The 23,079-nt window shown below is 63.8% G+C and carries 22 protein-coding genes; 5 read left to right on the forward strand and 17 right to left on the reverse strand.

Annotated features, from left to right (window positions below; genetic code table 11):
- Nucleotides 1-129: 129 nt before the first annotated feature.
- The 3 genes from NFH66_RS00300 (at nt 130) to NFH66_RS00310 (ending at nt 2,521) form a co-directional block, all read left to right on the forward strand.
- Nucleotides 130-672, forward strand: coding sequence for a TRAP transporter small permease (locus tag NFH66_RS00300; protein ID WP_349607416.1), 543 nt, complete (start codon nt 130-132; stop codon nt 670-672).
- Nucleotides 665-1,960 carry a TRAP transporter large permease gene (locus tag NFH66_RS00305; RefSeq protein ID WP_349607413.1) on the forward strand — a complete coding sequence of 432 codons (1,296 nt, stop codon included), beginning with the start codon at nt 665-667 and terminating at the stop codon, nt 1,958-1,960. The genes NFH66_RS00300 and NFH66_RS00305 overlap by 8 nt, the downstream gene beginning before the upstream one ends.
- A gap of 156 nt (nt 1,961-2,116) precedes the next feature.
- Nucleotides 2,117-2,521 (forward strand): hypothetical protein, encoded by a 405-nt coding sequence (locus NFH66_RS00310; RefSeq protein WP_349607417.1) that lies wholly within the window; start codon nt 2,117-2,119, stop codon nt 2,519-2,521.
- Nucleotides 2,522-2,769: 248 nt separating this feature from the next.
- On the opposite strand, the gene paaZ is transcribed toward NFH66_RS00310, so the two are convergent.
- The 12 genes from paaZ to paaF form a co-directional block, all read right to left on the reverse strand.
- Nucleotides 2,770-4,812 (reverse strand): phenylacetic acid degradation bifunctional protein PaaZ, encoded by a 2,043-nt coding sequence (gene paaZ / locus NFH66_RS00315; protein ID WP_349607418.1) that lies wholly within the window; start codon nt 4,810-4,812, stop codon nt 2,770-2,772.
- A 112-nt stretch (nt 4,813-4,924) separates the two neighbouring features.
- The gene (gene paaE, locus NFH66_RS00320) at nt 4,925-6,022 is read right to left on the reverse strand and encodes a 1,2-phenylacetyl-CoA epoxidase subunit PaaE (protein WP_349607419.1); all 1,098 of its coding nucleotides are present in this window, start codon (nt 6,020-6,022) and stop codon (nt 4,925-4,927) included.
- A gap of 8 nt (nt 6,023-6,030) precedes the next feature.
- A complete protein-coding gene (gene paaD, locus NFH66_RS00325) occupies nt 6,031-6,570 on the reverse strand; it encodes a 1,2-phenylacetyl-CoA epoxidase subunit PaaD (protein WP_349607420.1) in 540 nt (179 codons plus the stop codon).
- 21 nt (nt 6,571-6,591) lie between these two features.
- Complete coding sequence (paaC, locus tag NFH66_RS00330; RefSeq protein WP_349607421.1) at nt 6,592-7,356, reverse strand: 1,2-phenylacetyl-CoA epoxidase subunit PaaC; 765 nt, start codon at nt 7,354-7,356, stop codon at nt 6,592-6,594.
- Between the two features lie 19 nt (nt 7,357-7,375).
- Nucleotides 7,376-7,663 carry a 1,2-phenylacetyl-CoA epoxidase subunit PaaB gene (gene paaB / locus NFH66_RS00335; RefSeq protein WP_305797804.1) on the reverse strand — a complete coding sequence of 96 codons (288 nt, stop codon included), beginning with the start codon at nt 7,661-7,663 and terminating at the stop codon, nt 7,376-7,378.
- 12 nt (nt 7,664-7,675) lie between these two features.
- Nucleotides 7,676-8,632 carry a 1,2-phenylacetyl-CoA epoxidase subunit PaaA gene (gene paaA / locus NFH66_RS00340; protein WP_502878657.1) on the reverse strand — a complete coding sequence of 319 codons (957 nt, stop codon included), beginning with the start codon at nt 8,630-8,632 and terminating at the stop codon, nt 7,676-7,678.
- Nucleotides 8,633-8,799: 167 nt separating this feature from the next.
- A complete protein-coding gene (gene paaK, locus NFH66_RS00345; protein WP_349607423.1) occupies nt 8,800-10,113 on the reverse strand; it encodes a phenylacetate--CoA ligase PaaK in 1,314 nt (437 codons plus the stop codon).
- A gap of 44 nt (nt 10,114-10,157) precedes the next feature.
- Entirely contained in the window at nt 10,158-11,363 is a 1,206-nt protein-coding gene (gene pcaF / locus NFH66_RS00350; RefSeq protein WP_349607424.1) for a 3-oxoadipyl-CoA thiolase, read from the reverse strand.
- Nucleotides 11,360-11,827, reverse strand: a complete 468-nt coding sequence (paaI, locus tag NFH66_RS00355) for a hydroxyphenylacetyl-CoA thioesterase PaaI (protein ID WP_349607425.1) — start codon at nt 11,825-11,827, stop codon at nt 11,360-11,362. The genes pcaF and paaI overlap by 4 nt, the downstream gene beginning before the upstream one ends.
- Nucleotides 11,820-13,349, reverse strand: a complete 1,530-nt coding sequence (paaH, locus tag NFH66_RS00360) for a 3-hydroxyacyl-CoA dehydrogenase PaaH (RefSeq protein WP_349607426.1) — start codon at nt 13,347-13,349, stop codon at nt 11,820-11,822. The genes paaI and paaH overlap by 8 nt, the downstream gene beginning before the upstream one ends.
- Before the next feature lies 1 nt (nt 13,350).
- Nucleotides 13,351-14,142 (reverse strand): 2-(1,2-epoxy-1,2-dihydrophenyl)acetyl-CoA isomerase PaaG, encoded by a 792-nt coding sequence (paaG, locus tag NFH66_RS00365; RefSeq protein WP_349607428.1) that lies wholly within the window; start codon nt 14,140-14,142, stop codon nt 13,351-13,353.
- 16 nt (nt 14,143-14,158) lie between these two features.
- Nucleotides 14,159-14,932: a 2,3-dehydroadipyl-CoA hydratase PaaF gene (gene paaF, locus NFH66_RS00370; RefSeq protein WP_349607429.1), complete on the reverse strand. Its 774-nt coding sequence runs from the start codon at nt 14,930-14,932 to the stop codon at nt 14,159-14,161.
- Nucleotides 14,933-15,322: 390 nt separating this feature from the next.
- Between paaF and paaN the strand changes: the two genes are divergently transcribed.
- Together paaN and paaY are read left to right on the forward strand one after the other, a co-directional pair.
- Nucleotides 15,323-16,999: a phenylacetic acid degradation protein PaaN gene (gene paaN, locus NFH66_RS00375; RefSeq protein WP_349607431.1), complete on the forward strand. Its 1,677-nt coding sequence runs from the start codon at nt 15,323-15,325 to the stop codon at nt 16,997-16,999.
- A gap of 12 nt (nt 17,000-17,011) precedes the next feature.
- Nucleotides 17,012-17,620: a phenylacetic acid degradation protein PaaY gene (gene paaY / locus NFH66_RS00380; protein ID WP_349607432.1), complete on the forward strand. Its 609-nt coding sequence runs from the start codon at nt 17,012-17,014 to the stop codon at nt 17,618-17,620.
- Nucleotides 17,621-17,727: 107 nt separating this feature from the next.
- On the opposite strand, the gene paaX is transcribed toward paaY, so the two are convergent.
- From paaX to serA, 5 genes are all read right to left on the reverse strand, one after another.
- Nucleotides 17,728-18,654: a phenylacetic acid degradation operon negative regulatory protein PaaX gene (gene paaX, locus NFH66_RS00385; protein WP_349607434.1), complete on the reverse strand. Its 927-nt coding sequence runs from the start codon at nt 18,652-18,654 to the stop codon at nt 17,728-17,730.
- A gap of 121 nt (nt 18,655-18,775) precedes the next feature.
- On the reverse strand, nt 18,776-19,612 hold the full coding sequence (locus NFH66_RS00390) for an IclR family transcriptional regulator (protein ID WP_349607436.1): 837 nt from the start codon (nt 19,610-19,612) through the stop codon (nt 18,776-18,778).
- A 112-nt stretch (nt 19,613-19,724) separates the two neighbouring features.
- On the reverse strand, nt 19,725-20,513 hold the full coding sequence (locus NFH66_RS00395) for an enoyl-CoA hydratase (RefSeq protein WP_349607438.1): 789 nt from the start codon (nt 20,511-20,513) through the stop codon (nt 19,725-19,727).
- A gap of 55 nt (nt 20,514-20,568) precedes the next feature.
- Nucleotides 20,569-21,495: a DMT family transporter gene (locus tag NFH66_RS00400; RefSeq protein WP_349607440.1), complete on the reverse strand. Its 927-nt coding sequence runs from the start codon at nt 21,493-21,495 to the stop codon at nt 20,569-20,571.
- Nucleotides 21,496-21,604: 109 nt separating this feature from the next.
- Nucleotides 21,605-22,855: a phosphoglycerate dehydrogenase gene (gene serA / locus NFH66_RS00405; protein ID WP_349607442.1), complete on the reverse strand. Its 1,251-nt coding sequence runs from the start codon at nt 22,853-22,855 to the stop codon at nt 21,605-21,607.
- Nucleotides 22,856-23,079: the final 224 nt, after the last annotated feature.

The raw sequence follows: 23,079 nt of genomic DNA on the forward strand, positions 1-23,079 counted from the left end.
TCATACGCCAGGTACTCATACTGATATTGAACCCGAGTCCGCGCCACACCGGCACCTGTCACGTTTCCGGTATGGCGCGGATTTGCGTTCTATCGAGGTGTACGCTCCCTCGCCAACAGGAGTTCTACTATGCAGACCCTGACGATGCGCCCGGCTCGTATTGGCCGTGTACTGCAGTTGATGCTGGAGGGGGTGGCGGGCGCCACGCTCTTCGGCATGATGCTGCTGACCACGGTGGATGTGGGCGGCCGCTACTTCTTCAACTCGCCGATCCTTGGTGCTGTCGAGCTGACGCAGCTGATGCTGGCGGCGCTGGTGTTCCTGTCGCTGCCGGTAGTGTGCTGGCGGCAGGAGCATGTCAGCGTGGACCTGCTGGATGCCATCTTTCCCTCTCGGTTCATCTGGGTGCGGGAAGTGCTGGTGAACCTGGTAGTGACGGCAGCGCTCTGGGTGATGTCCCTGCGCGTGTGGGCCCTGGCCGAACGGGCCTTTTCGTGGGGTGATGTCACCGAGTTTCTGCGCATTCCCTACGGCTACCTGATCGGGCTGATCTCGATCATGCTGGCCCTGTCGGCGCTGCTGACCCTGGCGCGGGCGGTGCTGTATCTGCTGGAAGGGTTCAAGGTGGTCAAGCGAGGCGGCCCGCTGAGCCCAGGAGGGAACCATGACTGAAGCACTCTACGGATTTGCGGCTTTGCTGGTGCTGGTGTTCCTGCGGGTCCCCCTGGCCTTCGCGATGGGGATCGTCGGTTTCGCCGGCTTCTACTACCTGACCGGTAACGTGAGCGCTGCCGAGTCGATGGCGGCGCGGCGGGTGGTGGATACCGCCATGGACTACGGCCTGTCGGTGATCCCGCTGTTTATCCTGATGGGCAACTTCGTTTCCCATGCCGGGTTGTCGGATGCCCTGTTCCGGGCCTCCAATGGCTTTCTGGGACACCGCAAGGGCGGCCAGGCGATGGCTACCATCGTGGCCTGCGGTGGCTTCAGTGCCATCTGCGGTTCCAGTCTTGCCACTTGCGCAACCATGGGACGCGTCGCCATGCCGCAGATGCGCAAGTATGGCTACAAGGACTCGCTGGCCTCGGCCTCCATCGCCGCCGGCGGCACTCTGGGCATCCTGATTCCGCCCAGCGTGATGCTGGTGATCTACGGCATCCTCACCGAGACCAGTATCCGCGAGCTGTTTGCCGCAGGCTTCATTCCCGGCATCCTCGGGATCTTCCTCTACCTGGGGGCGGTCAAGTGGGTGCTGTGGCGCGACCCCGACGCGGGCCCGGCGGCGGAGCGGGTGCCCTGGCCGGAGCGCATCGCCGCGCTGAAGAGCGTGGGCAGTACCCTGGCGCTGTTCGTGCTGGTAATCGGCGGCATCTATCTGGGCGTGTTCACGCCCACCGAGGCGGCGGGTATCGGTGCGATGGGGGCCTTCCTGATCGCCCTGATGCGCCGTTCCCTGTCACCGCGAGTGTTGATGAACGTGCTGATGGACACGGTGCGTACCACGGCGATGCTGTTTGCGGTGGTGCTGACGGCGCTGATCTTCGCCAACTTCATCAACCGGGCGGGGCTGCCCAATGATCTGCTCAACCTGGTCACCGGCATGAACGTGGCGCCCTTCGTGGTGATCCTGACGATCATCGCCATCTATGTGGTGCTGGGCTGCGTGTTCGAGAGCATGTCGATGCTGCTGTTGACGGTACCGGTGTTCTTCCCGGTGGTGGCGGGGCTCGGCTATGACCTGGTGTGGTTCGGCATCCTGGTAGTGATCGTGATCGAGATCAGCCTGATCACGCCTCCGGTGGGGATGAACGTCTTCGTGCTTCGTGCGGTACTGCCGGATGTGGCGACGGGGACGATCTTCCGCGGGGTGACGCCGTTCTGGGTGGCGGGCACGATCCGCGCCCTGCTGGTGCTGTTGCTCCCCGGTATCGTACTCTTCCTTCCTGACCTGCTTTACTAGGCGGCGTCGAGACCCATAAAGCGACACGGCTAGCTCTTCAAATCTGAATTTTTAGTGTCAAAAGTCGCCCTGATTTGACTCGCGTCAAATCAGGGCGACCTGCGTTGAGCTACTCTGAAAGTGAGCAGTAACTGACACCAGATGAGGAGGACAGCAATGGAAAGGTTATCTGATTACATTCAGGGTGAGCGTGTGGTCCGTGAACTTCGCAGCCATGCCCCGGAGGCGCTGGAAGAATTGGCTCGCGACCTGGAGCAGCCGCTGAGCAGGCCACTGGAAAAAGCAATCGGCAGGACTCTCGATGACCGTCGGGTGCCCGACTTCCAGGCCTCCGAAGTGTTGATGCCGGCGATGATGAAGACCTTCGAGGTGCCCACCGCTGCTATTGCCGAGGATGAAATGGCGTTACTGGAGTCTGTCTGCAATCGCTGCGAGGTGGTTGGCCATTGCTGGAAGGCGATGCGTAACGGCGCAGGTGCCGAAGCTTGTCGTGGCTTCTGCCCCAATGCCAAGAGTTTCGTGGCGCATGGCGGTGAAGAGAGTGAGCCAGTAGCAGAATGAGCGGTGTGGCATGGCGGTTAGCCAATGATTGCCATGACGGATTCGCTGAGTGGTCGTCGGCCAGTAGAGCGGGCCACTCACTACAGCAGTAAATGAATAAGCGAGTGCCACCATGCCGATCTCGGCGTTGGTGGACACCCGCTTGTCGATAGTATCCAGCGATGTTTCCTGTCAGTACATGCCGTATCAGCAGAGGCACTCGGGTAGGGGATCAGTGCAGCACAATCCCCAATACCGGTATCGTGAACTTACTGTCGCTTTGCGACCAACGTCAGAATGTCATAGCTGGCCACCAGCTCGCCGTTCTGGTTGGTGACTGCCACGTCCCACATGACCACTCCCTGGGGGTGCCCCTCGGGTGAGGTTCGGCCCTGATCGATCTTGCGCTTGCACGTCAGGCGAGCACGGATGGTATCGCCGGCGACCACAGGGTTGATGAATCGAAGGGTGTCGATGCCATAGTTTGCCAGCACGGGGCCTTCGCCGGCATAGACGAACAGACCGGCGGCGGCGGAGAGCACGAAGTAGCCATGGGCGATGCGCTGGCCGAACTGGGTCTCCTTGGCGGCGATCGCGTCGAAGTGCATGTAGAAATGGTCGCCCGAAAGGCAGCCGAAGTTGACGATGTCAGCCTCGGTGACAGTGCGGCGATGGGTCAGCAGAGATTCGCCCACCTGCAGGTCGTCGAAGTGGCGACGGAAAGGGTGGATATCGTTCTCGATCACCGTGGCGCCACGCACATACTCGCGGGTTACCGCGGCGACCATGGTGGGTGAGCCCTGGATGGCGGTGCGCTGCAGATAGTGGTGCACGGAACGAATGCCGCCGAGTTCTTCGCCACCCCCGGCGCGACCCGGACCGCCATGCTTGAGCATGGGCAGCGGGGAGCCATGGCCGGTAGATTCTTTGGACGCTTCGGCGTTCAGGATCTGCAGGCGACCATGCTGGGCGGCCAGCACCGGGATCATCTCGGCGGCGATGGCCGGATCCTTGGTGGTGAGCGTGGTGACCAGGCTGCCTTTGCCTTTGGCGGCGATGGTCAGGGCCTCGTCGATGCCGTTGTAGGGCATCAGGGTGGCTACCGGACCGAAGGCCTCGATGTCGTGGGCGCCGCCGTCGTTCAGCGGGTTGCGGCTGACCAGCAGATGAGGCGCGATAAAGGCGCCATTCTCCACTCCTTCGCCCGTGGGGCGCAGGCCTTCGGTTCGGCCGTACGCGCATTCGCTGGTTTCCAGCAGGCGATCGATGGCGGCCGTGACGTCTCTCAGCTGGTCATGGGAAGCGAGAGCGCCCATGCGAACGCCGTCAGCGGCGGGGTTGCCGAAGGCAATCTTGCTCAGTCGCTGTTTGAGGCGTTCAGCCAGGGCGTCCAGGTGCTCGGCTGGCACCAGCACCCGGCGTATGGCGGTACACTTCTGGCCGGCCTTGGCGGTCATCTCCTTCGCTACTTCCTTGGCGAAGATATCGAACTCGTCGTCTTCCGGGGTGACATCCGGGGCCATGATGGCGCTGTTGAGGGAGTCCGCCTCGGCGTTGAAGGGGATACTCCTGGCCATGATGTTGGGGTGGCTCTTCAACTTCAGGGCGGTACTGGCTGAGCCGGTGAAAGTGACGAAATCCTGCTCTTCGAGTCTGTCCAGCAGGTCGCCGGTGCCGCCGATGATCAATTGCAGCGCGCCTTCGGGGAGCAGGCCGGAATCGTTCATGACCCGCACAGCGGCTTCGGTGAGGTAGCTGGTAGCCGTAGCTGGCTTGAAGATACACGGCATGCCTGCCAGAAAGGCTGGGGCAAATTTCTCCAGCATGCCCCAGATGGGAAAGTTGAAGGCATTGATGTGCACGGAGACACCACGACGAGGCACCAGGATATGGGTCCCGTTGAAGTGATTGTCCTTGCCGAGCTGGGTGACAGGTCCCTCATGGGCCACGTTGCCGGAGGGCAGCTCCTTGCGGCCGGTGGAGGCGTAGGCGAACAGGGTGCCGAAGCCACCGTCGATGTCGATCCAGGAGTCGGCCTTGGTACAGCCGGTGTGATAGGAGGTTGCGTAGAGCTCTTCCTTGCGGCCCTGGATATAGATGGCCAGTTCCTTGAGGATGGCGGCGCGCTGTTGGAAATCAAGCGCAAGGAGACTCTTCACCCCGGTGGAGCGGGCATAGTCGACTGCCTGGGCGAAGTCGATGGTTTCCTCATGGGTATGCGCAACGGTATCACCGTTGATGGCGCTGGGCAGTGCCTTGGCTGGCGTCTCTCCCAGCCACTTTCCGGCAATGTAACTCTGTAGGACTGACATTAAGCGTTCTCCCGGTAATAAGTGTGGATCGGTGACGATCTTGCTTCGTCACCGTGACCAGAGCGTGGCGTGGAGTGAGCGTATCGAGGGATTAGGGTGGCTCAGCCGATCATCAGCGCTGATCGAAGTCGAGGGTCACTTCATCGGTGAGAGGGTGAGCCTGGCAGCTCAGCACATAGCCCGCCTCGATTTCGTGCTTCTCGAGGCCGTGGGTCACATCCATATCCACTTCGCCCACTACCAGCTTGCACTTGCAGGTGGAGCAGACGCCGGCCTTGCAGGAATAGGGAAGGTCCATGCCGTTGGCGATCCCGGCGTCCAGGATGTTTTCGCCTACCGTGGCCAGATCGAACATCACGGAGCGGCCATCCGCGACCACGGTCACCTTGCTGCTCTTCTCCTCGCCATACTCCGCGATGCGCTGCTGCGCCTTCTCGAGCATTTTCTCGGAGTCCGCAGCAGAGTTAGCGAACAGCTCATAATGGATCTGCTCATTGCTCAGGCCCTCGAGGCGAAAGCCATGCGAGACCTCAGCCATCATGGCCTCGGGGCCGCAGATAAAGGCTTCATCGGTGTTCTTGATATCGATCAGGCCACTTTTCTGAAGTTCGTAGCCCTTCTTGTTGTCAATCTTGCCGTTGAGAAGGTCAGCGCCCTGGTCTTCGTAGTTCATGATGTTGAGCCACTGGAAGCGGTCCATGTGGCGATTCTTTACGAAGCTCAGCTCATCCTTGAACATCACAGAATTGCTGCGGCGGTTGCCATAGATCAGCGTCACCTTACTGTTGGGCTCCGTATCAAGAACGGATTTCACAATCGACAGTACCGGTGTGATGCCGGAGCCTGCGGCAATACACATGTATTGCTTGGCATTGTTTTCATCCAGCTGGGTATAGAAGCTGCCCTGTGGCGGCATGACATCGATCTCCATGCCGCGCTTGAAATGGTCATTGGCATAGTTGGAGAAGCGACCATTCTTGACGCGCTTTATGCCGACTCGCATATGGCCATCCTTGACGCCGGAACAGATAGAGTAGGAGCGGCGGACCTCCTCGCCATCAATCGTGGTTCGCAGTGTCAGGAACTGTCCCTGAATGAAGTCGAAGGTTTCCTTCAGCTCCTCGGGAATGTCAAAAGTCACACGTATGGCGGTGTCCGTCTCCGGCTGGACGTCGGCGATTCTCAGCGTATAGAAGTTCGTGTCTGACATCACGTAGCCTATATTGTCTTGAAATAATCGAAGGTCTCCTTGCATGACTGGCACTGAAACAACGCCTTGCATGCGGTGGAGCCAAATTCACTGAGGAGTCGTGTATCGCGCGAGCCACAGCGTGGGCAAAGCGCCTGTGAGTCGGAGCTCAAGCCCTCCTCGGAGGCCTCGACATCCTCCGGGGGGGCGATGCCGTAATTGCGTAGCTTGCGGCGCCCGTCGGAGGACATCCACTCGGAGCTCCAGGCGGGTGATAGCTTTACCTTTACCTCGAGTCTCTCATATCCCTTGGCGTACAGGGCAGCCTCGATATCTTCGGTAATGGTGTTTATTGCCGGGCAGCCAGAATACGTCGGTGTGATAGTGACGACTATGTAATCACCCCGCCGCTGGATGTCGCGCAGTATTCCCAAGTCCCAGATACTCAGTGCCGGAATTTCGGGATCCTTGACGTCATCAAGCAAGTCCCAGAGCTCTTTTACTTCGGAAGTGTTGCGCTGCTGTAACCGGTGGTACTCTTCCTCCGGCATCAACGAGATTTCGCTCATGATCCATTACCAACCTTGCACTTACCACTGGCATCCAGGGTAAGAGCGGTGTACGAATTGCATTTCTGTCAGCAGGTGGCCAAGGTTCTCGGTGTGATAACCGATACGACCACCACGCACTGCCCAGCCATCTTCCGGAACGCTCAGAGTGGCTTCCGAGAGGATAGCGTTGACTTGCTTCAGCCACTCTTCGCGAAGCTGGGTGGTATCGACGCCGATACCGTTATCGGCCAAGAGCTTCTCGGTCTCGTCCATATCGAACAGCTCATGGGTATAGCCCCAGAGGCTGTCGACGGCAGCCTGTGCGCGACGATGGCTCTCTTCGGTGCCATCGCCTAAACGCAGCACCCAGTCACGGCTGCGCCGCAGGTGATAGCGGGTTTCCTTGATTGCCTTGGCGGCGATGGCGGCCAGCGTGTCGTCCTTGGAATCGGCCAGTTTCGGCAGCAGGAGGTTGTAGTAGATATCCACGAAGAGCTGTCGAATTTGAGAGTAGGCAAAATCGCCTCGTGGCATCTCCATCAGCAGCAGGTTCCGGTACTGGCGGTCGTCGCGCATGTAGGCGAAATCGTCTTCGGTTCGACCATCGTTGGCCAGCTCCGCTGCATAGCCATAGAACATGCGCGCGCGGCCAATGTAGTCCAGCGCCACATTGGCATAGGCGATGTCCTCTTCCAGGAAGGGCCCACGGCTGACCCACTCTGAAATACGGTGGCCCAGGACGACGGCATCATCGCCCAGGCGTGTTGCATATTCCTGCGTCGCGTCCTTAATATTGACACTCATCACGCGGTCTCCTCAGAAGTTACATGTTGTTGACGGCATCGGGGAGTTCGTAATAAGTGGCGTGCCGATATGGTTTGTCGTCGTTGGGGTCGAAGAAGTCTTCCGCATCGTCTTCCTGAGACGCGCAGATATCCGATGACTTGACCACCCAGATGCTGACGCCCTCGCTGCGGCGAGTATAGACATCGCGGGCATACTCCAGCGCCTGTGCATGGTCTTCGGAATGCAGGCTTCCGACATGCTTGTGATCGAGGCCGCGCTTCGAGCGAATAAAGACCTCAAAGAGTTCCAGGGCATTGTCTTGCATGATGTTGTCTCCTTAGGCGGCTTTAGACTTGTTGGCCTGCTTCTTGGCGTTGTAGGCGGCGAGGGCCTCCCTCACCCAGGCCCCTTCTTCATGAGCCTTGATGTGGTGCTCGAGGCGCTGGCGATTACAGTGGCCATTGCCGTTGATGACATTCTGGAACTCTTCCCAGTCGATCTCGCCGCTGTCGTAATGACCGCGCTCTTCGTTCCACTTGAGATCCTTGTCGGGATGCTCTAGCCCCAGGAACTCGATCTGTGATGCGGTCTGGTCGACGAACTTCTGGCGGAGGTCGTCATTGGTCTCACGCTTGATTTTCCACTCCATGGACTTGGCGGAGTGTGCCGACTCAGAGTCGTGCGGACCGAACATCATCAGTGCCGGCCAGTAGAAGCGGTTCAGGGCATCTTGGGCCATGGCCTTCTGCTCGGAGCTGCCGTTGACCAAGGACAGCATGATGTCGTAGCCCTGGCGCTGGTGGAAACTCTCTTCCTTGCAGATGCGAATCATGCCGCGTGAATAGGGGCCGTAGGAGGTGCGCTGCAGGGATACCTGGTTGACGATGGCGGCCCCATCGACCAGCCAGCCAATGGCGCCCATGTCGGCCCACGTCAGCGCTGGGTAGTTGAAGATGGAGGCATATTTCGCCTTGCCGCTCTGCAGCGCCTCGATCATCTCCTCACGGGTAATCCCCAGGGTTTCGGCGGCACTGTAGAGGTAGAGCCCGTGACCAGCCTCGTCCTGGATCTTCGATAGCAGGATCGCCTTGCGGCGCAACGAAGGCGCACGAGTCAGGAAGTTACCTTCGGGCTGCATGCCAATGACTTCCGAGTGAGCATGCTGAGAAATCTGGCGAATCAGATTCTTGCGATATTTCTCGGGCATCCAGTCCTTGGGCTCGATCTTCTCTTCAGCCTTGATCTTGTCCATAAACTGCTGTTCTTGAAGAGATATCTGCTGTTCAGAGGACATCGTTACACTCTCCAGTTCTGGTTTAGCCTGTCTTGCTTGTCTCAAGCATAGCAGGCTGAACTTTTAAGCGACACAAAAAGGTGGTTATACCTTCGTATCTTGTGTCGCTATTGTTGGTTTTTAATCAAGCTGTTGTTCAATAAGCTTTTTATGGCGCCTGGGTGCGATCAGCGTAAATCCTTCACGCGCTTCGCCTTGCCGACAGAGCGCATGACTTCATCTACCCCACAGACATCTACCTTGGTGCTGATGCCTACGTAGGTCTTGATGGCATGCTGGAGTTGTTTGCCCAACTGCTCGCAGGCTACTGGATCGCGGGCAATGTCATTGCTGCATGCCTCGACGCGCACGAGCACCATATCCATGTTGCCCTGGCGAGTGACTTCGATCTCGTAGTGCGGTGAGAGCTGTTCGATCTTGAGTAGCCGTTCCTCGATCTGGGTCGGGAAGACGTTGACCCCGCGAATGATCAGCATGTCATCGCTGCGACCGGTAATCTTGTCGATACGCCGCATGGGTCGGGCTGTGCCGGGAAGAAGGCGGGTGAGATCGCGGGTACGGTACCGGATCACCGGCAATGCTTCCTTGGTGAGGGTGGTAAACACCAGCTCGCCGTATTCGCCATCAGGCAAAACTTCACCGCTGATCGGGTCGATGATCTCGGGATAGAAATGGTCCTCCCAGATGGTCGGGCCATCCTTGGTTTCCAGGCACTCCATGCCTACCCCAGGCCCCATCACCTCGGAGAGGCCATAGATGTCCAGGGCATCGATGCCCAGACGCTTCTCCAGAGAGAGGCGCATATCGTTGGTCCAGGGCTCTGCGCCGAAGATGCCGGTACGCAGAGGCAGTTCACGTGGATCGATGCCCTGACGCTCCATCTCATCTGCGATATTGAGCATGTAAGAGGGGGTCACCATGATGATGTCCGGCTGGAAGTCTCGGATCAGCTGCACCTGCTTCTCGGTCTGACCGCCGGACATGGGGATGACGGCGCAACCCAGGCGCTCGGCGCCGTAGTGGGCGCCCAGGCCACCGGTGAACAGGCCGTAGCCGTAGGCCACGTGCACCTTGTCGTTGCGACTGCCGCCGGCGGCGCGGATCGAGCGGGCTACCACGTCGGCCCAGACATCGATGTCGTTCTGCGTGTAGCCGACTACGGTGGGCTGGCCGGTGGTACCGCTGGAAGCGTGGATGCGTACGATCTCGCTCATCGGTGTGGCGTACATGCCGAAGGGGTAGTTGTCGCGCAGGTCAGCCTTGGTGGTAAAGGGCAGCTTGCCGAGGTCCTCTAGGCTCTTGATGTCCTCGGGGTGAACGCCGGCCTGATCGAAGGAGTGGCGGTAGTGGGGCACATTCTCGTAGGCGTGCTTCAGGCTCCACTGCAGGCGCTTGAGCTGAGAGGCACGCAGCTCGTCGATGCTGGCGGTCTCCAGGTGGTCGAGGCTGGAGGTGTCGATGGGTTTTACGCGCTGGTTCATGGTGTCTTTTTCTCCGGTCGCAGGGATTGTTGTAGTGCGCGCTATCAGAGGCGCTCAATGATCAGGGCGATACCCTGACCCACGCCGATACACATGGTGCACAGCGCGTAGCGTCCCTGCCGGCGTTCCAGCTCGTGCAGGGCGGTGGTCACCAGGCGGGCGCCGCTCATGCCCAGCGGATGGCCCAGGGCGATGGCGCCGCCGTTGGGATTGATGTGCTCGGCATCGTCGGGGAGGCCGAGGTCGCGGGTCACGGCCAGCGCCTGGGCGGCGAAGGCTTCATTGAGTTCGATCACGTCCATCTGTTCGAGGGTCAGGCCGGTTTGCGCCAGCACCTTGCGGGTCGCAGGGGCCGGGCCAAATCCCATGATGCGTGGCTCGACGCCGGCAGTGGCCATGCCTACCACACGAGCGCGGGCCTTGAGGCCGAACTGGGTTGCCTGTTCCGGTGAGGCCAGCAGCAGGGCACAGGCACCATCGTTGACGCCCGAGGCGTTGCCGGCGGTAACGCTGCCGCCTTCGCGGAAGGGGGTGGGCAGCTTGGCCAGTTGCTCCAGGGTGGTCGAGGCACGAGGATGCTCGTCGGTGTCTACCACCAGCGGTGCCTGCTTGCGGCGCGGCACTTCAACGGGAACGATCTCCTCCGCCAGGCGGCCGGCTTCCATTGCCGCTGCGGTGCGCTGCTGGCTACGCAGGGCGAAGGCGTCCTGATCCTCGCGGGAGATCCCGAACTGCGCGGCGACGTTCTCGGCGGTCTCCGGCATGGAGTCGACGCCGAATTGGGCCTTCATCTGGCGGTTGACGAAGCGCCAACCGATGGTGGTGTCGTGGATCTCGGCGCTGCGCGAGAAGGCCTGCTCGGCCTTGCCCATCACGAAGGGGGCACGGGACATGGACTCGACGCCGCCGGCGATCATCAGGCCCGCCTCGCCGGCCTTGATGGTGCGGGCGGCATTGCCGATGGCGTCCATGCCGGAACCGCACAGGCGGTTGAGCGTGGTGCCCGGCACTTCCACGGGGAGGCCTGCCAATAGCGCCGACATGCGTGCCACGTTGCGGTTGTCCTCACCGGCCTGGTTGGCGCAGCCGTAGAAGAGGTCGTCGATCTGGGCCCAGTCCACCGAAGGGTTGCGCTCGATCAGGGCACGCATGGGCACGGCACCGAGATCGTCGGCACGTACCGGGGATAACACGCCGCCGTAGCGACCGATGGGGGTGCGGATGGCATCGATGATCAGGGCATCTTTCATGCGTTTTCTCCAGCGGTGGATTCTTCCTGGCGACGGACGGTGCCGCGGACCTTGTAGGAGCGGCCGCGAAACAGCGCGACCTCGTGGCCATGCTGGTTGCGCACGGTGATGTCATAGATACCGGTGCGACCGCGACGGCTGCGCTCCTCGGCGGTGGCAGTCAGCACATCGCCAAGCTGGCCTGGGCCCAGGTAGTCGATGCTGCAGCCCGAGGCCACCGTGGCGTCATCATAGGTGTTGCAGGCGAAGGCGAAGGCGGAGTCCGCCAAGGCGAAGATGAAGCCGCCGTGACAGTTGCCGTGCCCCTGCACCATGTCCTCGCGGACGCTCATGGTGAGCACTGCCCGGCCCGGGGCCACGCTCTCGATACGCATGCCCAGCCCCTGGCTGGCGTTGTCCCGGGAGAACATGGCGTCGGCGCAGGCCTCGGCCAGCTGCTGGGGACTCAGCTCGGATTCAGACATGGAAGGTCTCCTCGGCAAGGGCCTTGCGGCGCAGCAGGAAGGAGGCGCGATAGCGCTCCTCGCCGTAGCTCTGCTGCAGATGGGTCAGGGTGCGGTGGACGAAGTCGAGCCCCAGGCCGTCGGCCCAGGCCAGCGGGCCGCGGGGGTAGTTGAGACCGGCCTGCATGGCCAGGTCGCCGTCAGTGGCGCTGCACACGCCCTGCAGCACAGCGTCAGCGGCCTCGTTGGCCAGCATGGCCACGGTGCGCAGTACCACCAGCCCCGGGGTGTCGGTGAGCCAGGCCACGTCCAGGCCCAGGCGCTGGAAGAGTGCCGTGGCTAGGTCGCGGCCAGCGGCGTCGACGCCGGGGCTCGCCGCCAGGGCGATGGCGCTGGCCTCGCCGTAGTCGAGGCAGAGGTCGAACAGCACCAGGGCCTCGAGGCCCTCGTCCCGGGCACGTTCGGCGGCACAGCGGCCGTCGCTCAGCGCCAGGGTGAGGCCGCCCAGGCGCAGACGCCCCTCGCCGGAGATGCTCTCCCGATGCACCACCTCGAGGCCGGCGGCCTCGGCGCGTGCCACCAGCGGCGCGATAGCACCGAGCTGACCCTCGGCCACCAGGGGCGGGAGTTCAGCCTCGGCAGGGGCAGCGAAGTCGGGCGCGTCGGGGGTGGCGTTGTCCCGATAGTCATAGAAGCCCAGGCCGCTCTTGCGGCCCAGGCGGCCAGCCTCGACCAGCGCCTGCTGGACCAGGGAGGGCTCGAAGCGGGTATCACCGTAGTAGGCGTCGAACACCGAACGGGTCACGGCGTAGTTGACGTCGTGTCCGATCAGGTCCATCAGTTCGAAGGGGCCCATGCGAAAGCCGCCGGCCTGGCGCAGCAGGGCGTCCAGGGTGGCGGGGGCGGCAGCGCCCTCCTGCATCAGGCGCAGCCCCTCGGCATAGAAGGGGCGGGCGACGCGGTTGACGATGAAGCCGGGGGTGGAGCTGGCGTGGACCGGCACCTTGCCCCAGGCAGCAGCAGTGGCGTAGAGGGTCTCGGCCACCTCGGCGTCGGTGGCCAGGCCCGAGATCACCTCCACCAGCTTCATCACCGGCGCGGGATTGAAGAAGTGCAGGCCGGCGACGCGCTCGGGGCGTTCGAGGTCGGCGGCGATGGAGGTGATGGAGAGCGATGAGGTGTTGCTGGTCAGCAGGGTACCGGGGCCGCAGAGGGCCTCCAGCTCGGCGAAGACGCCGCGCTTGACGTCCAGGTTCTCGACGATTGCCTCCACCACCAGGCGGCTGTCGGCCAGCTCAGCGAGGGTGGCGGCTGGCGTCATCCTCGCGATGATGGTCTCGACCTCATCCTGGGCCATCTTGCCCCTGGCCACGCGCTTCTCTAGCTGGCGGCGCACGCCGTCGATGCCGGCCTGGGCGGCGCCGTCGCGGTTGTCGTAGAGACGCACCGGGTGGCCGGCCTGGGCCGCCACCTGGGCGATGCCGGCGCCCATGGCGCCGGCGCCGATCACGGCGATGATGTCGCTGGTTACGAGGGCTGGCATCTCACTCCCCCTTGAAGCTGGGCTGGCGTTTGTCCATGAAGGCGGCCACGCCCTCGCGGTAGTCGTCGGTGCGGCCGGCCAGGCGCTGCAGGTCGCGCTCCAGGTCGAGCTGGGCATCGAAAGTGTTGTCGGCGCTGGCATGCAGGGCGCGCTTGATCAGTGCCAGGCCACGCGTCGGCTGGGTGGCCAGGTGGCGGGCCAGGGTCAGCGCCTCGTCCTGCAGGGACTCGTCGTCTACTACCTTCCAGATCATGCCCCACTGCTCGGCCTGCTCGGCGCTGAGCTTGTCGCCCAGCATGGCCAGTCCCTTGGCGCGGGCCATGCCCACCAGGCGCGGCAGGCTCCAGGTGCCGCCGGAGTCCGGCACCAGGCCGATCTTGCAGAAGGCCTGGATGAAACTGGCCGAGCGGGCCGCCAGCACGATGTCGCAGGCCATGGCGATATTGGCGCCGGCACCGGCGGCCACGCCGTTCACCGCACAGATGACGGGAAACGGCAGGTCCCTGATGGTGCGCAGCATGGGGTTGTAGCGCTTCTCAAGGGACTCGCCCAGGTCTGGCGTCTCGGCCCCGGGGGCCACGTTACGGTCGGAGAGATCCTGGCCGGCGCAGAAGCCGCGGCCGTTGCCGGTAAGCAGCAGGGCGCGCACGCTCTTGTCCTGACGTGCGGCCTTGAGCGCCTGGCGCATCTCGGCGTGCAGTTCGGCATTGAAGCTGTTGAGACTGTCGGGGCGGTTCAACGTGATGCGGGCGACGCCGTCTTCCACGGAGTAGAGCAGGGGGGCTTCACTCATGATTCAAGGTCCTGTGTCATTGCCCGTTGAAGGTGGCGGGGCGTTTTTCCTGGAAGGCACGGATGCCCTCCTCTCGGTCCTGGGTGCCGGCCAGCAGCGTGAAGGCGTGGCGCTCGAAGCGCAGGCCGGTAGCCAGGTCGGTGTCCTCGGCCTTGTGCAGGGCCTCACGGGCCAGGCGGACGGCGAGCGGTGCCTTGGTGGCGATGGTCTCGGCCACGACCAGGGCACGCTCCACCGTCAGCTCGGGCTGGGTGACCTCGCTCACCAGGCCGGCCTCCATGGCACGACGCGCACTGATCGGCTCGCCGGTGAGCACCATCTGGGTGGCCAGCGCCTTGCCCACGGCGCGCACCAGGCGCTGGGTGCCGCCGGCGCCGGGCATGATGCCCAGGTTGATCTCGGGCTGGCCGAAGCGGGCGTCTTCGCCGGCGATCAGGATATCGGCGTGCATGGCCAACTCGCAGCCGCCGCCCAGGCAGAAGCCGTTGACGGCGGCGACGATGGGTTTGTTGAAGCGGGCGATGGTGGCCCAGTGGCGCTGGCGGGGGTCTTCCAGCATGCCTACCAGGTCGCGTTCGGCCATCTCCTTGATGTCGGCGCCGGCGGCGAAGGCGCGCCGGCTGCCGGTGATCACCACGGCACGCACCTCGGCGTCATCGGCGGCCCCCTCCAGGGTGTCGGCCAGTTCGGCAAGCAGGGCGGTATTCAGAGCATTCAGCGCCTCGGGGCGGTGCAGGGTAATGTGCAGCACCCCTTGCTGAGGCCCTTCGATGATCAGGTGGTTGGGCATGGTCTCCTCGCTTCTGGCGTGACGTTGCGGCGCTAGGATGGCCGGGTCTTAGCCTGAAGCGAGTATAGGTTTTTTTTGATACGCATCAAATCAATAGCTTGGTATATAGTGTATCGGTTAAGCTGTTGTTGACGATGAAAGTCACTGTCTTTCAGGAAGTTGCAGTGCGGTGAAGCCGCTCAAGGAGGTGAAGTTATACCATGGTCGAATCTCTTCGGCCGTGATGGTCCAGGTGTCTTTAATTGACTAATACTTAAAGGGAATTTTCCGGTTCATGCCGAGAGCTGAAGACGGCAGTCGGGGGCTGGGGTTTGATGTTTTGTTACGCCATGGGTAGTTTTATTTTTCGAAATCGTATCGAATGCAGCCTCCCGCTGCGCAGGAGTCAGCATGTCACAGCAAGCCCAACAGTTGTTCGACCGCCATCGCGGGACCCTCGCGCAGGCCGTCGAGGCCATCGCCACCCGTGAGTTCTGGACACCCTATCCGGAGAGTATCAAGCAGTATCCAGAAGAGGCGGTGAAGGAGGCCCCGCAGCGCTTCGAGGCGCTCCTCAAGCGACATTTTTCTCTCAAGGTCCCGAGCGTGGCCGGCCAGGTGGGGAGTGAGGTCTCGCCCTATGGCTTCGAGCTCGGGGTGACCTACGATCAGCCCGAACGGGACGCACTGATCGCGGCCATGCGGGCGGCGCTGCCCGCATGGCGCGACGCCGGCGCCGAGGCGCGAGTAGGCGTCTGTCTGGAGATCCTGGCGCGTCTGAACGCCATGAGCCCGGAGATCGCTCAGGCGGTCAGCCATACCAGCGGCCAGGGGCCTCTGATGGCTTTCCAGGCCGGCGGCCCTCACGCCCAGGATCGCGGCCTTGAAGCCGTAACCTGCGCCTGGCAGGCGATGTCCTCTGTGCCGGCCACGGCCAGCTGGGTCAAGCCCCAGGGTAAGCGCGATCCGCTGGTGATGGAGAAGCGCTTCCATATCGTGCCACGCGGCATCTCCCTGGTGGTGGCCTGCTCCACCTTCCCCACCTGGAATACCTATCCGGGGCTGTTCGCCAGCCTGGCCACCGGCAACCCGGTCATCCTCAAGCCCCATCCGGGAGCCATCCTGCCACTGGCGATGACGACGCGCGTCGCTCAGGAGGTGCTCGAGGAGGCCGGCTTCGATCCATGCCTGGTGAGCCTGATGCCCGACAGCGCCGAGGAGCCGGTAGCCAAGGAGTTGGCCTTGGACCCGGCTGTCAAGTTGATCGACTTCACCGGCTCCAGCGCGTTCGGCGAGTGGCTGGAGCACAACGCCACCCAGGCTCGGGTCTTCACCGAGAAGGCCGGCCTCAACACCCTCATCATCGACAGCGTCGAGCGGATCGAGCCGGTGGCCCAGAACCTGGCCTTCAGTCTGAGCCTTTACTCCGGCCAGATGTGCACGACCCCCCAGGCCATCTACGTTCCCCGCGATGGTATCCAGACGTCAGAGGGCAGGCTCTCCTTCGACGAGGTGGCCGGTGCCCTGGCCAAGGCCATCGAGGCATTCCTCGCCGATAACGAGCGCGCCTGTACCGTGCTGGGCGCCATTCAGTCGCCGGCCACCGCCGCTCGCATCGAGGAGTGCCGCGGCCTGGGCGAAGTGCTGCTGGATGGCGAGCGTCGCCAGCATGCTCGGTATCCCGAGGCGCGGATCCATACGCCGCTGCTGCTCAAGGTGGATGCCAGCCAGCGCGACGCCTTCAGTGAGGAGCGCTTCGGTCCCATCGGCTTCGTGGTCGCCACCGACAGCACCGCGCACAGCATCGAGCTGGCCCGCGAAGTGATCGGCGAGCAGGGCGCCATCACCCTGGGTGCCTATACCACCGATGACGAGGTCGCCGAGCGTTTCGAGGAGCTGGCCATGGAGGTAGCGGTCGCGTTATCGCTCAATCTGGACGGTGGTATCCTGGTCAATCAGTCCGCTGCCTTCAGCGACTTCCACGCGACCGGAGGCAATCCGGCGGCCAACGCCTCGCTATGCGACCAGGCCTTCGTGACACCTCGCTTCGTGGTGGTGCAGAGCCGCCGCCATGGCCAGTTGGACTAAAGGAGACGCGTTATGCCCTGCTATCGACTCGAGGGAGTAACCCCGGTGGTGCACCCCACTGCCTATGTGCACCCCACGGCGGTGCTGATCGGTGATGTCATCGTCGGCCCCGGCTGTTATGTGGGACCCGGTGCGGTGATGCGCGGCGACTTCGGTCAGCTGGTACTGGAGGAGGGCGCCAACCTTCAGGACACCTGCGTGATGCACGGCTTTCCTGGCTGTGTCACCCGGGTGGAGAAGAATGGCCATATCGGGCATGGCGCCGTACTGCACGGTTGCGTGGTGGGCGAGGACGCCATGGTTGGCATGAACGCCGTGGTGATGGACTACGCCGTGATTGGCGCTCGTTCCATCGTCGCCGCGGCGGCCTTCGTCAAGACTAACTTCGAGTGTCCGCCCCAGTCGCTGGTGATGGGGGCTCCGGCCAAGGTCAGGCGTGAGCTCTCCGACCAGGAGGTCGCCTGGAAGCAGCAGGGTACTCGGGAGTACCAGCGTCTCACCGAGCGCTGCCGCGACAGCCTCGAGCCCTGCGAGCCGCTGACCGAGCTGGATGCCGACCGTCCGCGGCTGGACGCCGGGGATACCCAGCCCAAGCAGCAGACCCTGGGGAAGGGGACGTGACCTGGCTTCTTGTCTGACGGCGGAATACGCAATACCCCCTGCCATGATGTCATGGTAGGGGGTATTGCTATCTGGGTGACGAGATGTCGGCCGCCTGTCCTGGTGAACTACTCCAGCCCGCCGAAACGCCGGTAGAAGCTGGGGCCTGGGGCTGGCAGGGGGCCTTCCGCGGTCTCCAGGTGGCGGTCGAGCCAGTTCTCGGCACGACGGTAGACCATGCGGTAGAGGTTGCGGCAAAGCTGGTAGGCGTTGCGCCCCTCCCAGGCGGTGGGGAGCAGTTCGTCGGGGAGCTGAGGGTCGCGCAGCTGGACGCGCCGGTACTCGTGGATCAGCAGGGTGCGAGCGATGAAGCAGGCCTCCTCGTCGAGGTGGTTCTCCTCGTTGAGGGCCTTCCACAGGGGGCGAAACAGCGTCAGGAAGCGTTGGTAGTGCCCGGCCAACTCGTCGAGGTTCCAGCTCTCGCGCACCTGCAGACGCAGCGGCCGGCTGGCCAGGGGTTCGAGGGCCTCGGTGCGCATGACAATGGCCTCCTCTGCGGCACCCAGCTCCTGCAGGGCGGCAAGGGTCTCGCTGCGGCTCAGAGTCGGATGGGCGAGCAGCCCGTTGGCGAAGTGTCCGAACCCTAGCCACTCCAACTCCTCTCGGACCTTCTGCCGGTGCAAGGCATCCAGCTGACTGAGCAGAACCAGGGTCCACTGGCCCGACCAGGGGGGTTGGGTGCCATGGTAGACGCGCTTGAAGGCCTGTTCGAAACGACGCCGGCCTGGGCCGCTGAGGCTGTAGTAGCTGCGTCGCCCCACCTTTTCCCCCTGTAGCCAGGTCTCCCGGGTCAAGCGATAGACAGAGGTGCGCACCAGCCGCTCGTTGATGCCGATCGGTTCCACCAGCTTCGAGATGCTGCCCAGCCAGACGGTACCGCCACGGGGCACGATGGCATCGCCGTAGAGGGTGATGATCAGCGAGCCGGCGCGTATCGGGCGGCGCTGCTGGAACTCATCGACAAGAGCATTGACGCATTCGATGGCCTGAGACATTGGGTAATAGTGGTTTCGAAATGGCCAGTGTTAGCGGTGGGGTATGAAGTGGTGCGCCGGGTTTAGGCGGGCGCACCTCTTTTATGATACCGAGTTACGGGTAATATGTAACCACATTGAATCACGTTTTCTGGGCGTGCTCGGGAGCAGCGCCCCCCAGCCGGGCGGTGATCTCGGCGGCGGTATCGCGCACCAGCTCGCCGAGTTCCAGCAGGCGCGTCTCGGGGATGCGCGCCACCGGGCCGGAGACCGAGATGGCGGCCAGTGGGGTGCCGTGCTCGTCGTGGATGCAGGCGGCCACGCAGTGCAGGCCGATGGCGTGCTCCTCGCGATCGCAGGCGAAGCCCTGGCGGCGGATCTCGGCCAGCCCCTCGCGCAGCGTCTCGGCGGTGTGCAGGGTGTTTTCGGTGACCCGAGAAAGCCCCTGCTCGGCGAGGATGCGCGCGAGCTCGTCCTCGGGTAGCCAGGCCATCAGTGCCTTGCCCACGCCCGAGGCGTGCAGCGGGGCACGAGAGCCCAGTCGGGTGATCATGCGCATCATCTGCGGCGATTCGCTCTGGGCCAGGAACACCGCGGTGCCGTCGTCGCGGATGCCGAGGTTGGCGGTCTCGCCGGTCTGGGCGGTGAGGCGACGCAGGAAGGGGCGGCTGGTGCCCACGAAGTCACGGGCCTCGAGGAAGCTGTTGCCGATGCGGAAGGTCTTGACGTCGATCTTCCAGACGCCGAGCTCGCTCTCCTGGGTGACAAAGCCCTGGCTCTGTAGCGCCTGCAGCAGGCGGTGGGTGGTGGAGGGGGCCAGTTCGGCCAGTTCGGCGAGCTCGGAGAGGGCCAGGCCGCCGGGGTGGCCGGCCAGGCGCTCCAGCAGGTTGAGGCCGCGCACCAGCGACTGGCTGTGGCCGCCGCTGGCCTTGCCCGATCCCGCGGGGCGCCCCGCCGTCCTGCGCTTGACTTCACTCACCCTCAAATTCCTTATGCCTTGGCTTCGCTGGCAGAGGATACCTTGTCGGCGCGCGCCTGTCGCGCCTGCGGAAATCGCTTCCACTAACCCGTTTGCGCCGCTCCTTGGGTGCTCAGCGGTTCTTCCACACCGGTTGGCGCTTCTCGATGAAGGCGTCGATGCCTTCGGCGACGTCCTCGGCCAGCATGTTGCCGGCCATCACCTCGCCGGCGAAGGCATAGGCCTCGTCCAGGGGCATGCGTAGCTGGCGCTGGAACATCGCCTTGCCGGTGCGCACCGCCACGGCGCTCTTGGCGCAGATGCTGGCGGCGAGTTCGGCCACTGCCTCGTCGAGGGCCTCGTCGTCGGCGACCCGGTTGACCAGCCCCCAGTCGCGGGCGGTGGCGGCATCGATGAACTCCCCGGTGAGGAGCATCTCCATGGCGCGCTTGCGGGCCACGTTGCGCGACAGCGCCACCGCCGGGGTGGAGCAGAACAGCCCGGCGTTGATGCCGGAGACGGCGAAGCGCGCCGAGCGTGCCGCCACCGCCAGGTCACAGCTGGCCACCAGCTGGCAGCCGGCGGCGGTGGCGATGCCCTGGATCCGGGCGATCACCGGTACCGGCAGCTCGACGACGGCCTGCATCACGCCGGCGCAGCGGGCGAAGAGTTCCTGGAAGTAGTCGCGGTCGTTGCCGTGGGCGCGCATCTGCTTGAGATCATGGCCGGCACAGAAGGCGCGCCCCGCGGCGGCGATCACCACGCAGCGCACGCTGCCATCGTGCGCCAGGCGCGTAAGCTCGGCGCCCAGCGCCTCGAGCATCTCCTCGGAGAGGGCGTTGAAGCTGCCGGGACGGTTGAGGGTCAGGGTGGTCACGCCGTCGGCGTCGTGGCGGTGTACCGCCGGGGTCGTCTCGCTCATGGGGTTCTCCATGCTATGGGGCCGTATCGGGCATTGACGCCCTAGCCTAGCGCGATCATTCCGGTTCCCGCACTGCGACCTTGGGGGCCGTCGAGGGCTCGTCGATGGCCTTGAGGCGGGTGAGGCGGTCGCCGAACAGGTAGGCACCGAGAGCCACCAGGATCAGACCGGCTCCCGCCAGCATCGAGGGCGAAGGCTGTTCCTGATTGAGCAGCATGCCGAGCCCCAGCGCCAGTACCGGCGTGATCAGGGTGACCAGCGACACCGTGGCGGCGGGCAGCCGCGAGAGGATCAGGAAGTAGCAGAGAAAGCCCACCAGGGAGCCGAACAGCGCCAGGTAGAGCACCGCCCACAGGCCGCGCTCGGAGAGCGGCAGGCCAGGCGGCTCGCCGCTGGCCAGCCACAGCGCCAGGAAGCAGGGCAGGCTCAGGGCCAGGGCGCCCAGGGTCTGCTCCAGCGGGCCGACGCCGGCGGCCACGCGCTGTACGGCGATGCCGCTGGCGCTGAACAGCGTCACCGCGCCCAGCATCAGCAGCAGCGCGCCAAGCACCTCGCCACCCAGCGTCAGGCTGTCGGCAAACACCACGGCCAGCCCGACGACACCCAGCGCGCAGCCCAGCCAGTGCCAGCGACGCAGCCGGGTGGCACCGGGCAGCGCCTGCAGGATCAGCCCCGAGATCAGCGGGGCCATGCCGAACATCACCGACAGCATGCCCGAGGGCAGGCTCTGGGAGGCGTGGTAGCTCAGGGCCATGGCGCCGAATACCCCGGGCACGGCAGCGGCGTAGCTGCGCAGCGCCCGACGGTCGCGGCGCAGGCGGCGTTTCAGGGCCAGCAGGATCACCAGCCCCAGCAGGAAGGCGATCAGCATGCGCAGCATCACGCTGCCGATCGGCGCGCCGGCCTCGGCGCTCCACTTGATGGCCAGCGGCGTGGAGGCCCACACCAGTACCACGATCAGATAGGCGAGTGCGGTCGGCACGGCAGGTTTCCTGTGAGATGTCCCGGGGCATGGTTCGATGGTCAATCATTAGCACAATAAAAACCGCCGCGTCGATGACGCGGCGGCGAATCGGCGAGGACAGGCGGAATCAGATGTCCTGGCCACCCTCGGAGTAGAGCACCCGTACCTTGAGGGTGTGCTCTACCTGGCGCAGGGCGTCCAGCGCCTGGGGGCCGTAGGCCTTGTCGACGTCGATCACCACGTAGCCGACCTTGTCGTTGGTCTGCAGGTACTGGCCGGCGATGTTGATGCCGTTTTCGGAGAGCACCCGGTTGATCTCGGAGAGCACGCCAGGCACGTTGTCGTGGATGTGCAGCAGGCGGTGCTTGCCGGGGTGGGCCGGCAGGGCCACCTCGGGGAAGTTGACCGAGGTGACGGTGGTGCCGTTGTCGGAGTAGGTCGCCAGCTTCTCGGAGACTTCGATGCCGATGTTCTCCTGGGCCTCCAGGGTGGAGCCGCCGATGTGCGGGGTCAGGATGACGTTGTCGAGGCCGCGCAGGGGGCTCTCGAACTCCTCGTCGTTGCCCTTGGGCTCCACCGGGAAGACGTCCACTGCGGCACCGTTGAGGCGCCCCTCGCGGATCGCTTCGGCCAGTGCCTCGATCACCACCACGCTGCCGCGGGAGGCGTTGATCAGGATGGATCCCGGCTTCATGCGTGCGATCTGCTCGGCGCCGATCATCCAGCGCGTCGACGGCAGGTCGGGGACATGGAGGGTGACCACATCGGCCTTGCCCAGCAGCTCGTCGAGGCCGCCGACCTGGCGGGCGTTGCCCATGCCTAGCTTGGCGATCACGTCGTAGTAGATGACGTCGAAGCCCAGTGACTCGGCGAGTACCGAGAGCTGCGAGCCGATGCTGCCGTAGCCGATGATCCCCAGGGTCTTGCCGCGGGCTTCGTGGGAGTTCTTGGCGCTCTTCATCCAGCCGCCCTGATGGGCGCGGGCGTTCTTCTCGGGGATGCCGCGCAGCAGCATGATCGCCTCGGCCAGCACCAGCTCGGCCACCGAGCGGGTATTGGAGTAGGGCGCGTTGAACACCGGAATGCCGCGCGCCAGGGCGGCGTCGAGGTCGACCTGGTTGGTGCCGATACAGAAACAGCCCACGGCCACCAGCTTCTCGGCGGCGGCGAACACCCGCTCGTTGAGCTGGGTGCGCGAGCGGATGCCGATGAAGTGCGCGTCACGGATATTCTCGATCAGCGCGGCTTCATCCAGCGAGGTGGACAGGTGCTCGATGTTCGAGTACCCGGCGTTGCGAAGATTGTCCACCGCGGTCTGGTGGATGCCCTCGAGCAGCAGGATCTTGATCTTGCTCTTGTCCAGGGACGTCTTTGCCATGGTCGAATCAACCCCTTCCGGCGCGAGCCGCATGCTGTGTCAGAAACTGGTGAGGCGGTTATCTTAACACAGCCGATAAATGAGCCTGGATAAAAATGCTGCGCTGCTCATATGAGCCAGATGCAAGTTCATGGCACCACATCGTGTTGGTCGGCGGCGGCGGGGCAGACGACCCCCCGGAGGGAGCGTGTATACTGTGGCCCCTTGAATGATCTCTTTCTGAC

The sequence above is a fragment of the Halomonas sp. H10-9-1 genome (assembly GCF_040147005.1).
In the GTDB taxonomy this organism is placed as follows: domain Bacteria; phylum Pseudomonadota; class Gammaproteobacteria; order Pseudomonadales; family Halomonadaceae; genus Halomonas.